This window comes from Selenomonas sp. ND2010 (assembly GCF_000702005.1).
Classification (GTDB): domain Bacteria; phylum Bacillota; class Negativicutes; order Selenomonadales; family Selenomonadaceae; genus Selenomonas_A.
This window is the reverse complement of record NZ_JNKI01000002.1, coordinates 82,491-96,502: the sequence shown is the minus strand read 5'-3', so window position 1 is coordinate 96,502 and position 14,012 is coordinate 82,491. Positions and strand designations below refer to the sequence as shown.

Annotated in this window: 14 protein-coding genes; 2 read left to right on the top strand and 12 right to left on the bottom strand. The window is 47.6% G+C overall.

Features of this window, described 5'->3' with window-relative positions; all coding sequences use genetic code 11:
* Nucleotides 1-55 precede the first annotated feature (55 nt).
* From T504_RS0102030 to T504_RS0102005, 6 genes are all read right to left on the bottom strand, one after another.
* Nucleotides 56-1,291, bottom strand: a complete 1,236-nt coding sequence (locus T504_RS0102030) for a peptidase U32 family protein (RefSeq protein ID WP_033169383.1) — start codon at nt 1,289-1,291, stop codon at nt 56-58.
* Between the two features lie 27 nt (nt 1,292-1,318).
* Complete coding sequence (locus tag T504_RS0102025) at nt 1,319-1,918, bottom strand: O-methyltransferase (RefSeq protein WP_033169524.1); 600 nt, start codon at nt 1,916-1,918, stop codon at nt 1,319-1,321.
* 33 nt (nt 1,919-1,951) lie between these two features.
* A complete protein-coding gene (mltG, locus tag T504_RS0102020) occupies nt 1,952-3,064 on the bottom strand; it encodes an endolytic transglycosylase MltG (RefSeq protein WP_231473843.1) in 1,113 nt (370 codons plus the stop codon).
* Nucleotides 3,065-3,136: 72 nt separating this feature from the next.
* Entirely contained in the window at nt 3,137-3,457 is a 321-nt protein-coding gene (locus T504_RS0102015) for a DUF1292 domain-containing protein (protein WP_033169382.1), read from the bottom strand.
* 78 nt (nt 3,458-3,535) lie between these two features.
* On the bottom strand, nt 3,536-3,952 hold the full coding sequence (gene ruvX / locus T504_RS0102010; RefSeq protein WP_197018664.1) for a Holliday junction resolvase RuvX: 417 nt from the start codon (nt 3,950-3,952) through the stop codon (nt 3,536-3,538).
* A complete protein-coding gene (locus tag T504_RS0102005) occupies nt 3,949-4,203 on the bottom strand; it encodes an IreB family regulatory phosphoprotein (protein WP_033169381.1) in 255 nt (84 codons plus the stop codon). Before T504_RS0102005 ends, ruvX begins: the two co-directional genes overlap by 4 nt.
* Nucleotides 4,204-4,403: 200 nt before the next feature.
* Between T504_RS0102005 and T504_RS13740 the strand changes: the two genes are divergently transcribed.
* Nucleotides 4,404-4,841 (top strand): hypothetical protein, encoded by a 438-nt coding sequence (locus T504_RS13740; protein ID WP_051635148.1) that lies wholly within the window; start codon nt 4,404-4,406, stop codon nt 4,839-4,841.
* 2 nt (nt 4,842-4,843) lie between these two features.
* Here the strand turns inward: T504_RS13740 and T504_RS0101995 are convergent, their stop codons facing one another.
* The 4 genes from T504_RS0101995 to recG all read right to left on the bottom strand — a co-directional run bounded on the left by T504_RS0101995 (nt 4,844) and on the right by recG (nt 9,479).
* Complete coding sequence (locus tag T504_RS0101995) at nt 4,844-5,326, bottom strand: hypothetical protein (RefSeq protein WP_033169380.1); 483 nt, start codon at nt 5,324-5,326, stop codon at nt 4,844-4,846.
* Nucleotides 5,327-5,431: 105 nt separating this feature from the next.
* Nucleotides 5,432-6,469, bottom strand: coding sequence for an aspartate-semialdehyde dehydrogenase (locus T504_RS0101990; protein ID WP_033169379.1), 1,038 nt, complete (start codon nt 6,467-6,469; stop codon nt 5,432-5,434).
* A 34-nt stretch (nt 6,470-6,503) separates the two neighbouring features.
* The gene (gene dapB / locus T504_RS0101985) at nt 6,504-7,298 is read right to left on the bottom strand and encodes a 4-hydroxy-tetrahydrodipicolinate reductase (RefSeq protein ID WP_033169378.1); all 795 of its coding nucleotides are present in this window, start codon (nt 7,296-7,298) and stop codon (nt 6,504-6,506) included.
* Nucleotides 7,299-7,412: 114 nt separating this feature from the next.
* The gene (gene recG / locus T504_RS0101980) at nt 7,413-9,479 is read right to left on the bottom strand and encodes an ATP-dependent DNA helicase RecG (protein ID WP_033169377.1); all 2,067 of its coding nucleotides are present in this window, start codon (nt 9,477-9,479) and stop codon (nt 7,413-7,415) included.
* Nucleotides 9,480-9,613: 134 nt separating this feature from the next.
* On the opposite strand from recG, the gene T504_RS0101975 reads away from it, so the two are divergent.
* The gene (locus tag T504_RS0101975) at nt 9,614-10,480 is read left to right on the top strand and encodes a Cof-type HAD-IIB family hydrolase (protein WP_033169376.1); all 867 of its coding nucleotides are present in this window, start codon (nt 9,614-9,616) and stop codon (nt 10,478-10,480) included.
* Between the two features lie 63 nt (nt 10,481-10,543).
* Here the strand turns inward: T504_RS0101975 and T504_RS0101970 are convergent, their stop codons facing one another.
* Nucleotides 10,544-12,145 (bottom strand): DUF4127 family protein, encoded by a 1,602-nt coding sequence (locus T504_RS0101970; RefSeq protein WP_156033447.1) that lies wholly within the window; start codon nt 12,143-12,145, stop codon nt 10,544-10,546.
* A gap of 132 nt (nt 12,146-12,277) precedes the next feature.
* Nucleotides 12,278-13,894 carry a phosphoenolpyruvate carboxykinase (ATP) gene (pckA, locus tag T504_RS0101965; RefSeq protein ID WP_033169375.1) on the bottom strand — a complete coding sequence of 539 codons (1,617 nt, stop codon included), beginning with the start codon at nt 13,892-13,894 and terminating at the stop codon, nt 12,278-12,280.
* Between the last annotated feature and the right edge of the window lie 118 nt (nt 13,895-14,012).

Here is a 14,012-nt window from a genome sequence, read left to right as displayed (position 1 = left end):
ACTTCATCATATCATAAATTTATTCAACTTTACAACAAAAATTCCAAAATACGAATCATTGCCCTACATTTGTTACATCTCGCCGCAAAATCGTATAGGGTTCTACGGGCTGCTCCATCTTCATGCGAAGGATCATTTGTGGATGCGGTGCTACGTCAATATCTTCGCCGGCTTCATTCTTCATCGCAGAGATTTTCTGACGATAAAGCGGTCCCGTGGGCTGGAATACCTCGATTTCCTGTCCTAACTTCATGTTATTGCGTTGCTCTACCACAGCCCACCCCGTCGCTTCATCATACGAACGAACCAATCCAACAAAATCCGACGTCTGATCATAAGAGGTCTTGCTATAAATCTGATCTTCTGCTGTCGGCTGATGATAATAAAATCCCGTCGTATATTTCCGATGCGAAACCTTCTCCAGTTCATCCAGCCACTCCTGTTTGACCGAAAAATGTTCCGGGTCCTCAAAGTAGGCATCAATTGCCAACCGGTACGCTTTGACTACGCTTGCCGCATAATGGACACTTTTCATCCGGCCCTCTATTTTCAGGCTGTCGACTCCGCTTTCGATTACATCGCGAATATGGGGCATCAAACACATATCTTTCGAGTTCATGATATACGTGCCACGGTCATCTTCCTCAATCGGAAAATACTGTCCGGGGCGAGTTTCCTCCACCAGCGCGTATTTCCAGCGGCAGGATTGTGCACAACTGCCACGATTGGAATCGCGCCCCGTAAAATAATTCGACAACAGACAGCGCCCGGAATACGAAATACACATAGCACCATGCATAAACATTTCCAAATCCACTTCGCACTTTTCCCGAATTTCGCGCACTTCTGCCAGCGACATTTCACGGGCCAGCACCACGCGCTTTGCTCCCAACTTCTTCCAGGCATTAACCGTCGCCCAATTGGTATTGTTGGCCTGCGTGCTGATATGAAGCTCCATCTCCGGAATGAGTTCCCGGCACATCATGAAAACTCCGAGATCAGCCACCAGCAGCGCATCGACTTTAATTTGCGCAAGATATTTTAGATAATCCGGCAAACCGACCAGATCTCCATTATGCGGAAAAATGTTTACCGTAACATAGACCTTGCGATTCCGTTCGTGCGCGAATGCTACTGCTTCTTTCAATTCTTCGCGGCTAAAGTTGCCGCCTAAGGCGCGAAGGCCAAAGGCCTTACCGCCTAAATAGACAGCATCCGCACCAAAAAGGATTGCCATCTTCATTTTTTCAAGATTTCCCGCCGGCGCTAGTAGCTCAGGCTTCTTTATCATAATAGGATTCCTCCCAAAACTAAAAACTCATTTTTCCCGTCGCGTAACCGCCAGTCCATCGCCATTTTCCAAAATCTCCGTAGAATATCCCGGCGTTTTCGTCACCAGCTCAAGATATTCACGCAAACGCTTCACAATGGTTTTGAAACGTCGTGGCGGTTTCTCCTCCGACAACACATAGCCTCGGAACAAGACGTTATCGGCTAAGATAACTGCCGAATCCGAAAGCAGCGGTTCAACTTTACGAAAATAATCCACATACTGTCCCTTTGCCGCATCAATAAAAACGAAATCGAACGGCGCATCCTTTGCGGCTTCGCTCGTCAACAGTTCCCCAGCATCGCCGCTAAGGATGCGGATACGATCCGCATAGTTGGAACGGGCAATATAAGAGCGGGCTGTTTTCACCCGCTCTTCACTGAGTTCCATCGTTGTGATTTTTACATCGTCGGCACTATTGGCTGCAATCTGCAGCGTAGAATAACCAATCGCCATACCGATCTCCAGTACCCGATGTGGCTTCTTTTCCTGTACCACTTGCAAAAAAGCTTTACGCCCTCGTTCGTTGATAATCGGCACATGATTTTCTGCGGCATATTGTTCCATTTCCTGGAACAGCAATTCCATATCTTCCAAAACTTACTCCTGCCTTTGCATCGCTCAACGCACTTGATTGACGATAACCTGATGATCGGCATAATTCGTCGAATAGTGATTATGCCCCTTGCGATCTGCTACAAAATACAAATAGTCGGTATCCGCCGGATAGAGCACGGCTTTGATAGCCGCCATCCCCGGACTGGCAATCGGCCCTGGCGGCAGGCCGCGATGCTGATAGGTATTATACGGCGATTCGATTTTCGTGTCGTTAATCGATACATCCTCTTTAGGCGCATCGAGCAAATACTGCAAAGTCGTATCCGACTGCAGCGGCATGCCTATCTTTAACCGTTTGAAAAACACCTGCGCAATAATCGGCCGATCCTCTGCATACAGCGCCTCTTTTTCCACCAACGATGCCAACGTGATGAGGTCAAAAATCGAAAGATTCATCTCCCGCGCGCGGGCACGAAGCTCTGGCGTCAACCGCGTATCAAAATCCTCAGCCATCATCTTCATGATGGATTCCGGCGTAGCTTCCTCGTGAAGCTCATACGTATCGGGAAATAAAAAACCTTCGCAGGCATAGCGAATATCCTCTTTGCGCTCAATATAGTCATACGGCGCATATTTTTTTGCCTTCGCTAAAAATTCCTGTTCATCCACGAGTCCCTCATCGGCCAAACGCTTGGCGATTTCTTTGACGCCAAATCCTTCCGGAATCGTAAATTTCACGACGGTAGTATCCCCCGAGACCAGCTTGCGAAGCACCTCATCGGCAGACATATTCGCCTTCATGGCATATACGCCAGACTTAAACTGGCTGGCTGCGTCACTGGTCTTTACCTTCCACCAAAACGAAAACTTATTTTCAAGAACCCCATGTTTTACCAGTTCATCCCCAATATCACTGGCACTCATTCCCGGTTTTACGGAAACATAAATCGGCTGATCCGTCGAAATCGACGCTCGCTGCGTAGAATTGCCACGAAAGACGGCCGTACAAACTCCCACGAAAACCAACAGCACGAGAATCGCCACTGCTGTCCAACGCTTCCAAGTCATCGCATCACTTACTGCCGCCAACTTATCCGTCAGCCATTCCCAGTTGTCTTCATGGTCCGACAACCACTTTTGCACGCTCTCCTGCCGGCCCTTGAACTTATCCCACACAGTAATCTCCCCATTCCTCATAAAATACGAAAAAGCTGCCATACCCGACCGGATGGCAGCCCCTTAACAGGATTAGTCCTGCTCAGCTTCGTCACACAAAGCGTCATAGGCCTTTTGAACCGCTTCGAACTCTTCGTCCGTCGGCTCAATATATTCTTCCTCGCCGTCTTCACCGACAACGATTTTGGCAATCAGAACATCTTCATCGTCACAGCCGCAACCACAGCCACAGCTATGCTCATGCTCGTCGTCTTCATTGTGCAAGCCGATGAGCAGTGCGTACTTTTCGTCGCCTACCGGAATAATCATCTCTTCCTCGTAGTAATATTCATTGCCCTGATCGTCCGTCATGACAACAACCATGTTTTCTTCGTTCATCTCTTTATCTGCCATAGGAATTACCTCCCTAAATAAAATTATCTCTTAGCATTTTAGCCTATTACAAGAAATCTTGTCAAGCACTAGTCCCTCTTAGCGGATGCTGTCAAGATATCCCTGCAGGATAAAAACTGCCGCCATCTTATCAATGACCTTCTTGCGCTTTTTGCGGGAAACATCGGCCTCAATCAAGGAACGGGAAGCCGCCACCGTAGAAAGGCGCTCATCCCAAAAGGTAACCTCCACCTCAGGATAGACCTCCTGTACCTTTGCCATAAATTCCTTCACAATGCTGCAGCGATCGCCTTCCGAGCCATCCATATTCTTGGGCAGTCCCGAAACGAGAGCCTTCGTCTCATACTCTTCCATCAGTTCGCCTAACCGCTTCAAGTCATCTTCCTCTTTGCGGCGGCGGATTGTCTCGACACCTTGCGCCGTAAGGCCCAGCAAATCGCTGACAGCAATACCAATTGTCCGGTCACCAATATCTAGCGACATATATCGTTTCATTTATCTTTCTTCTCCAAATAAGCACGTACTAACTCTTCCAACAACTCATCGCGTTCCAGCTTGCGAATCTGGCTGCGGGCATCATTATGGCTCGTTACATAAGCCGGATCACCGGAAAGCAGATAGCCAACGAGCTGGTTGATGGGGTTATAGCCCTTCTCCTCCATTGCCTTGCACACATTGCGGATAATCGTCTCGGCTTTGTTCTCTTCATTGCCGAATTTAAACATCATAGTTTCTTCGCTTACCATATCTGAATACCTCCCGAATATGTTTTCGCATTTACTATTGTATCATACTCTTGCCATATTTTCCTAAAATTTTTCTGAAACAGGACCATAAACTCCAGTAAAATGATTTTATTTATATCATATTCTAAAAATTCATGATATAATAGAGTAAATAAGATTTTCTATCCGCAAGGATGCCAGGGAAGGACGGTGTCTCTATCATGAATAAAACCAGAAAACCACATTTGCATAACTGCCCACTATGCGGCCGCTTGTTTATGGATACCGGCCTAGGGTCATGTTCGAAGTGCTACGAAGAAACACGTGAGACGGAAAAGCGTGTCATTGAATACGTCCGTAAATATCCTCACTCCACCGTCAAAGAGATTTGCGATGAAACCGGAACGGACGTAAAGCTCGTAACCCAAATGGTACAGCGCGGACAGTTTTATACCGACGGCATCAAGTACCTCTACCCCTGCAGCCGCTGCGGCAAGCCAATCAACCGGGGCGTTTATTGTTCCAAATGTATCGGCCGACTAAACAAGGCTATCAAAGAATGCAACGACCGCGCCAACGATAAAAAAATGCAGGAAGACGACGCAAAGAAAAAAAACCGGCGTCCCCGCATTCATTGGATAGCATCGACCAAGAAATAGGGTCACAACAATATGTCGTTTTGCTGTAACCCCATAGCCCGCTGAAGGTCTTCCATCAAAAGACCTTCTAACTCATACATATCGAGCTGTGGATGTAGGGCCTGCAGGATCTGCCAAGCTGTCTGCTGCAGAACATCATACATAGGAGAATCCATCAGCTCATGAAATTCTGCTAATTTTTCCAGCAAGCGCTGGTATTCATCTTCAGAAAAAACTACTGCCCCATCAATAATGCGATCGACTTCTAAACGCAACCGCGTTTCCGGCTTATTTGACAAGTCAATTTTTGACTTGTCATTTTTTTGCGCTAATTTCTTGATATACGCCTCGGTTTCCGCCTCTGGGATATCAAGAATACTGCCAATCCGTTCCGCATAATAACGATGGATTGCCGCCACTTCCTGCTGTTCCTCATCAAACGAATAATCCACCGCCTGATTGAGGGCTTCCTCATAAAGCCCTTTGATGTACTGCTCTTCTTTCAAATCTATCAACCTCTTTCCTTTGCCATATCACAGTATATCATATTCAAAAAAATACCGTTTGTCCTATCGTCGACAAACGGTATTTGCTCTGCAATTATGGAAAGCTTATTTTTTAATCATATCATGTGCAATCATGTATTCAGCAATCTGCAGCGCATTGAGGGCTGCCCCCTTACGAATCTGATCGCCACAGCACCAAAGATTCAAGGCATTCTCACAGGAATAGTCCTTGCGGATACGTCCTACCTCGACGTCATCCTTCCCTGACGTGAAAAGCGGCATTGGATATTCCTGCTCATCCGGATTATCATTCACCACAGCTCCTGGGAAAGCATTGATTGCCTTGCGGGCAGCTTCGACGCTGACTTCCTCCTCGAACTCAATGTTGACCGACTCCGCATGGCTGCGATATACCGGTACACGAATCGTCGTTGCCGTAACGCGAATGTCCGGGTCATCGAGAATTTTCTTGGTCTCGTTGACCATCTTCATTTCCTCTTTCGTGTAGAGGTTATCCTGGAATACATCGATCTGCGGGATGAGGTTAAACGCAATCTGATAATGCTTTTTAAGCGCTGCTCCCGGCAGGATATTCGCCGTTACCTCGCGGCCGTTCACGATATCATCCACCTGCTGCTCCAACTCTGCCATAGCTTCTTTACCACCGCCAGACACAGCCTGATAGGTAGAAACAACAACGCGTTTGATTTTCGAAACATCATAAAGCGGTTTGAGTGCCATCAGCATGATGATTGTCGAGCAGTTCGGGTTGGCAATAATCCCCTTATGTTTGGCAATTGCCTCCGGATTGACTTCCGGAACGACCAAGGGAACTTCCGGATCCATGCGAAAGGCACTGGAATTATCGATAACTACTGCACCTGCATCTACTGCCGGTTTCGCAAAAACCTTGCTGGCACCGCCACCAGCAAACAAAGCGATATCAACACCTTCGAAAGAATTTTCCGTTGTCTCCTCAACCGTATACTCTTTCCCCATGAACTGGATTTTCTTACCAGCACTGCGCTTCGACGCCAGCATTTTAAGATCTGCAAACGGGAAGTTACGCTCTTCGATGAGATTGAGGAATTCCTGGCCAACGGCACCCGTAGCACCCAGAATGGCAACATTATATTTTTTCATATAAATTCTTCCTTTCGATGTTTATTCCTACAAATTAGAATTCAAGCAGCTGATCCAAGCCAATCGTAAGACCGCTTAACCCACGAACTTTCTTCGCAGCCAGGCAAACGCCCGGCATGAAGGATTCACGATTCAACGAATCATGCCGAATGGTAAGCGTCTGCCCCAGTCCACCAAAAATAACTTCCTGATGAGCCACATACCCCGGCAGACGAACGCTATGGATATGCATGCCTTCATAGTCAGCGCCACGCGCCCCGCTGAGTTTTTCCTTCTCTTCAGGATGCCCCTGCTTGTGCTCTGCCCGGACTTCGGCAATCATTGCCGCCGTCTGGATGGCAGTTCCCGATGGAGCATCGAGCTTGTTGTCATGATGGAGTTCAATAATCTCTACATCCGGCATGTATTTTGCCGCCTGTTTGGAAAGAACCATCAGCAAAACAGCGCCAATTGCAAAATTCGGTGCAATAAATGCCGGAGTGTTATTTTCTTCCGCCGCCTTGCGGATTTCGCCTTTCTGCTCCTCCGAAAGCCCCGTGGTACCGACTACCGGCGATACCTTATGACGAAGTGCCGTCATGACATTATCATAAACGACATCCGGACGGGTAAAATCAATCATGACCTCCGGCTGAAGACGTTCCAAAGCAGCAGCAAGGTCGGTTTCCACCAACACACCACTAGCCGGCAAACCAACGAGGGTTCCCGTATCGGCACCACCATGAATGTCACATGCCCCCACCAGCGTCAAGTCTTTATCTTCCTGAACTGCTTTGAGAACCGCCTGTCCCATACGTCCACAGGCACCATTAACGAATACTGTAGTCAAGCTATGCGCCTCCTAGAAATTTTTACGCACAAAAGATGTGTATATTGTATATCATGTCCGCCAATTATGTCAAGATGTTCGCGACAAAAAGACGGATTTCCTAACAAAAATGTATTATGTATCGGTAATATTAAGGAATTGCTGTTGGTACTGCAACGCCAAAATCGGCAAAACAAAGCGGACATCTTCCTGATTTTCCATCGTCTCCATGGCCGCTCTGCGAGCCGCCAGTAAAATATCCATATCCTTTAAGACATCGGCAATCTTTAAATCTGGCAGCCCATGCTGCATCGAGCCAAAAAACTGTCCCGGGCCACGAAGCTTCAAATCTTCCTCTGCCAGTTTAAAGCCATCGGTGGTTTCCGCCATGATTCCTAAACGCTCCTTGGCATTTTCGGTTTTCATCTCCGAGACCAAGATGCAGAAGGACTGATATTTTCCACGGCCAATGCGCCCGCGCAGCTGATGCAGCTGCGCTAACCCAAATCGCTCTGCATTCTCGACGACCATAATACTGGCATTCGGTACATTGACCCCAACTTCAATAACCGTTGTCGACACCAACAGTTTTATCTTGTCCTCATAAAAATCCTGCATGACCTGCTCTTTTTCCGCCGGTTTCATCCGGCCATGGACCAGACCAACTGGCACGTTGCGAAAAATACCATACCGCAATTCATCATAGATTTCCTCAGCTGACGGCAGCGGGCTTTCCTCGTTCATCTCGATAAGCGGACAAACCACATACGCCTGCCGTCCCGCTTGAAGCTGCGACAATACATATTGATATATGAGTTCCCGGCGGTCCGGGCGGCGCACAAAAGTGCGGATGGGCTGCCGTCCTGGTGGCAATTGTTTGATAAGGGATACATCCAAATCGCCATAAACCGTAAGCGTCATGGTCCGAGGGATTGGTGTCGCCGTCATAACCAACACATCGGGCATAAGACTGCCTTTTTTCTCTAGTTCTGCCCGCTGAGCAATACCAAACCGATGCTGCTCATCCGTCACCACCAAACCGAGTTTCGCAAAATGAACGCCTTCCTGAATAAGAGCATGGGTTCCGATGACAATATCGAGCTCATGATTTTCAATCTTCGCATACATCTCTTCCCGCTTTTTCTTAGTGAGCCTTCCCGAAAGGAACCCGATGCGTACACCCAGTGGTTCTAACTGGCGGCAAAAGCCTTCATAATGCTGGCTAGCCAAAATTTCCGTTGGTGCCATCAATGCCCCTTGATATCCATTTTCCACGGTCTTGACCAAAGACAGCATGGCCACTACGGTTTTACCAGAACCGACATCCCCCTGTACCAAGCGCCGCATGGGAACAGGACTTTCCATATCGCGGCATATTTCCTGCCACACCTTTGTTTGGTCCTCCGTAAGGGTAAAGGGCAGACTTTCCCTAAGTTTTCGAACCAATTCGCTGTTTAGCAAATGGCGGATTCCCTTTTTCTTTTCCCGGGATTGCTTCTTGAGAACCATAAGTCCACACTGAATCAAATAGAGCTCTTCAAAGGCCAACCGATTGCGCGCCGCCTGCAATTCCGAAAAATCCTTAGGAAAATGAATCTTATAAAATGCCTCCCGACGCGCCAGTAAATGAAAACGCTCCTGGATTCCCTCTGGAATCACTTCCGGCAGTTCAAACGCCTCCTGCCAAAGCCCCGCTATGATCTTACGGAAAAACTTTTGTGGTAATTTTTCTGTCGCAGGATATACCGGTAAAATCCCACACATCGTCTCGGGACTTTCCTCGTCATCTAAAATCTGAAATCCCGATAACTGGCTCATAGCGAACTGCCCACGCCCCCCATAGGCATATTCTGCCTTACCGGTCACAAAGACACGCTTGCCAGTTACCAGTTTTTTCTTGAGGAACTTCTGATTAAACCAGGTCACCTGCAAAAAACCTGTACCGTCGCCAATAAGTGCCGTAAGAATCGTCATGCCACGGCGGCCTCCCTGCCGCTCCGTCACATTCATAATGACACCAGACACCGTCTCACGTTCTCCTGGCTTTAACGCTCCAATTTTCGTGAGGACACTTTGATCCTCATAAGTCCGCGGAAACCAAGTCAGTAAATCATAAACCGTGCGAATCCCCAGACGATTGAGTTCGGCCTTCTTCTTCGGCCCAACGCCTTTCACATATTGAATGGAATCTGTCAGTTTCAATGTTATCACCTAAAACATTCGTTTGTACTCTTTCATTCTACCAAAAACGCTCCTTTCCCACAATGGCAAAACCTGTACAATACCTTGCTATCCATGCTCCCTATCTTTATAATAAAAACGACAGGAGGATTCAAATGATACGATTAATTGCTACCGATATGGATGGGACTTTGCTTGACGGCAACCATCAAATATCACCCGAAAACATCGCCGCTATCCGCGCAGCCCAACAACAGGGAATAAAATTTGTCATAGCCACCGGCCGCATCATGGCAGATGTCCAAGCCTTCATTGAAAGTTACGGTCTTTCCCCCTACTATTTAACGATGAACGGGGCCGAACTCCACACCCCTGACCACACGCTGCTTCACGCCGCCTATATCGACCACCAACGCAGTCAAAGGATATACGAAATCATCGCTATGTTCCAGCGTTTCAACCTGGAAATCTACACCGACCGCGGTCATTTCAGTGCCAACTCCCGCCTAAAAACCTATCGCGGTCTTTTAGACCGCATGCGTGAAGTTCGGCCAGGCACCAATTTCTTAAAAAACTTCCTCTGGTCGCTAAAAAATCCGCACTTTAAAAAACTGCAATACATAAAAGATTTTGACGAATTCTGGCAAAGCGATGTAAACATTGCCAAGTTTATCACCTTCAGCCGCGCTCCGGGCAAGTTGGCCGCACTTGCCGAACGATTGGAGGCCGAGATTCCTCATCTTGCTATCTCCGCCAGCTTCCGTACCAATATCGAAATCAACGACGCTGCTGCCACCAAGGGCAACACCTTAAAAGTCCTAACCAAAAAGCTCGGCATTGCCGAAGACGAAGTGCTCGTACTTGGCGATGGCACCAACGACCTTTCCATGTTTGAGGCTTTCCCCTCTCATGCTACAGCCATGGAAAACAGTGTTGCCGAACTCAAGCAAGCGGCTGCCCATATCACGAAAGATAATCTACATAATGGCGTAGCTGCTGCCATTCGAAAGGCACTCTCATAAAAAGAAAAAAGGATGTATCAAAACGCTCTTGCCTTTTGATACATCTTTTTTGCCGTTATCCATTCAGTATTTAAAATCCGCTTCAAACATACGATGCCAAGGAAGTGTTACCTCCATAGTATCAAGTCCTTCATAAGGAGGCAAATATTTGATGGCAAAATCCCGCATCAAAACATTGATCCGGCTGACAATTCCCGGTTCCATATCCCCCATATTGCTGTAAACATCCCAACGACGGAAGCCGGCAATACTCTTAGCCATCTGCGTGCGGACTACCGACTGATATCCCCAGTCCTCGACATAGCGCCGCGTCAACAAACTATCAGCGGCTTCATCGGTCATACGTCCCGAAAGCAAACCCGTGGCAATAACAAACCCCGTCGTGTTGGTCGGCGTATTCCAGCCGCCATAGGCACGAATCTTATAGAGTAAATTTCCTCTATAAAGAGCCTGCATCAACGCATTATCTGCACCGTTCGCAAAGGCAATATCGGCTACACCAACAGCCGTACCGTAACGGAGATTTTTCTGAATCAGCTGAACAAACCGTTTCGTCGTTCCGCGATCCCGGCCATCGTTAGCAATACCATTGCCAACAGCAGTAATCTGATTTGCCTCACCAGTCCGTCCATCCGCATTGGTATTTACGAGCAGAATAAAATCCGCACGCTTGGGACTATTCACCACCATTCCGCCGGCTGTACGAACCGAATCGCGAATCGTTTCATCGATAGGCGTATCGGAATATCCAGGAATCGTCGCTCCGCCTTTTCCTTCATTATATTGAACATAAATAAAGGGAATCTCTTTTTCCAAGTCGTTAATGGCCCGGCTTAAAAGCAATGCTCCAAATTCATCGATACCTGCCAACACCTGGAATCTTGTCCGTGGAATGTCCTTCCCGTATTGTTCCAACTTTCGCCCTTCGCAATGAGTCTGCGAAAAATGCGCATTGTCGTCTTTGCCAACGACCAGATAACTGATAATCCCCTTGCGCGTGAGGTCAATCAGTTGTTCATTCACCTTTACGTTCTTTTCGCGTCTTGTGCGCCAATCCTTCCATACTTTTGCCGGCACCGCCTGCTCATGAAGCATCATGGCCTTCTTCTCGATTGGCTCTAACCCCTGCATCTCTTCCTTATCCGCATAAGCCGTTGCTTGAAAAATATCCGCACCATAATGCTGATAATAGGCAGGTTCTGCATTGCCCGAGTAAAGGCCGCTGCGCGGCGTACGCATAACCGAACTAAAAACGTACAAATTCAGCTTAGGATTCTCCTGGCGTATCTTTTCAAACCGCTTCACCCGATTGGCTAAATCCTGTTCAGACAATTCATGATTTCTCGATGGTACCAGACCGCCGTATATCATGGAATCCGAAGAAAACATCGCGCCATCGGCATTTTTTACATTCTGCTCGGCCCATTCCCATAGTTTTTCCGGATTTCCTGGTTTATCCACGCCATCGCTCAAAAGATTTCTCGGCGGAACAATGACCTCGTAGCCAGCTGCACGCGCCACATCAGCAGTCTCATCGCAAGATATGGGCCGCGTATCATGAGGAATAAAGACCAATTTCCCCTTAGCAGCCTCCACACTGCCAAGCAAAAAAACATTGGCCGCCAGTATCAGGATTCCTCCCAGCACTATCCTCGCTAACTTCAAACAATCATCTCCTTCGAACTTATATAACTATTACTATAACATACTATTGTTGCAATTCGATGAGAAAAATAAAAAAAGGAGTCAAAACATGACTCCTTTTTTCGTAGGTGAAGATGTGTGTAAGAGAGTGAATCAAAGCTGCGGGCCAGCAGCGACGAGGGCCTTGCCAGCTTCATTCGTCTCATATTTCTTGAAGTTCTTGATGAAGCGCTCAGCGAGATCTTTAGCTTTTGCTTCCCACTCAGCAGCATCTTTATAGGTATCTTTCGGGTCGAGGATATTCGTATCTACGCCCTCGAGTTCCGTCGGAACTTCCAAATTGAACATCGGGATTTTCTTGGTCGGTGCTTTCTTGATAGCGCCGCTATGGATAGCATCGATGATACCACGCGTATCTTTGATGGAGATACGTTTGCCAGAACCATTCCAACCCGTGTTAACGAGATAAGCTTTCGTGCCGTTAGCTTCCATCTTCTTGACGAGCTCTTCTGCATATTTCGTCGGATGGAGTTCGAGGAATGCCTGACCGAAGCAAGCGGAGAACGTCGGCGTCGGCTCCGTGATACCACGCTCCGTACCAGCCAATTTCGCCGTGAAGCCGGACAGGAAGTAGTACTTCGTCTGCTCCGGAGTCAGGATGGAAACCGGCGGCAGTACGCCGAATGCATCAGCAGAAAGGAAGATAACGCTCTTAGCAGCCGGAGCAGCACTGCGGTCATTGACAAAGCCTTTAACCGTGCTCTTGATGTGATCGATTGGGTAAGATACACGCGTATTCTCCGTGATCGTCTTATCGGCAAAATCAATGTTGCCTTTCTCGTCAAGCGTTACGTTCTCAAGCAGAGCGTTGCGTTTGATAGCACCATAGATGTCCGGCTCAGACTCCATATCAAGGTTGATGACTTTTGCATAGCAGCCACCCTCGAAGTTGAAGATACCTTCATCATCCCAGCCGTGCTCATCATCACCAATGAGGAGACGTTTCGGGTCCGTGGACAGCGTCGTTTTACCCGTGCCGGAAAGGCCGAAGAAGATTGCCGTGTTCTGACCCTGCTTATCCGTGTTAGCGGAGCAGTGCATAGCAGCAATACCTTTGAGCGGGAGGAAGTAGTTCATCATGGAGAACATACCTTTCTTCATCTCACCGCCGTACCAAGTGTTGATGATAACCTGCTCACGTTTCGTGAGGTTGAACGCAACAGCCGTTTCCGAATGGAGCCCCAGTTCCTTGTAGTTTTCAACTTTTGCTTTGGAAGCGTTGTAAACGACAAAATCCGGTTTGAAGTTCTCAAGTTCCTCAGCCGTCGGTTTTACGAACATGTTCGTAACGAAATGTGCCTGCCATGCAACTTCCACGATGAAACGTACTGCCATGCGCGTATCTTTGTTAGCACCGCAGAAAGCATCAACAACATAGAGTTTCTTGTTGGAGAGCTCTTTCTTCGCGATGTCTTTGAGAACGTCCCAATTCTCTTCGGACAGACGATGGTTGTCGTTGTGGTATTCTTCCGAATCCCACCATACCGTGTCATGTGCCGTAGCATCATCAACGATATATTTATCTTTAGGCGAACGGCCCGTGAAGATACCCGTCTTAACATTTACTGCACCGAGTTCGGAGACCTGACCAACCTCAAAGCCTTCGAGACCAGCCTTCGTTTCTTCTGCGAACAAGGTTTTGTAAGACGGATTGTGGATGATTTCCGTTGCGCCCGTGATTCCATACTGACTAAGATCGATGTTTGCCATTTTACATTCAACCTCTTTCATAAATTGTTTAAATAATTGAGTGACTTTGTCATAATTTTTCATATGCCCTGTCACGAGTATTATATTAGCTTATTTTTCCATAAATGTCAACTATTTA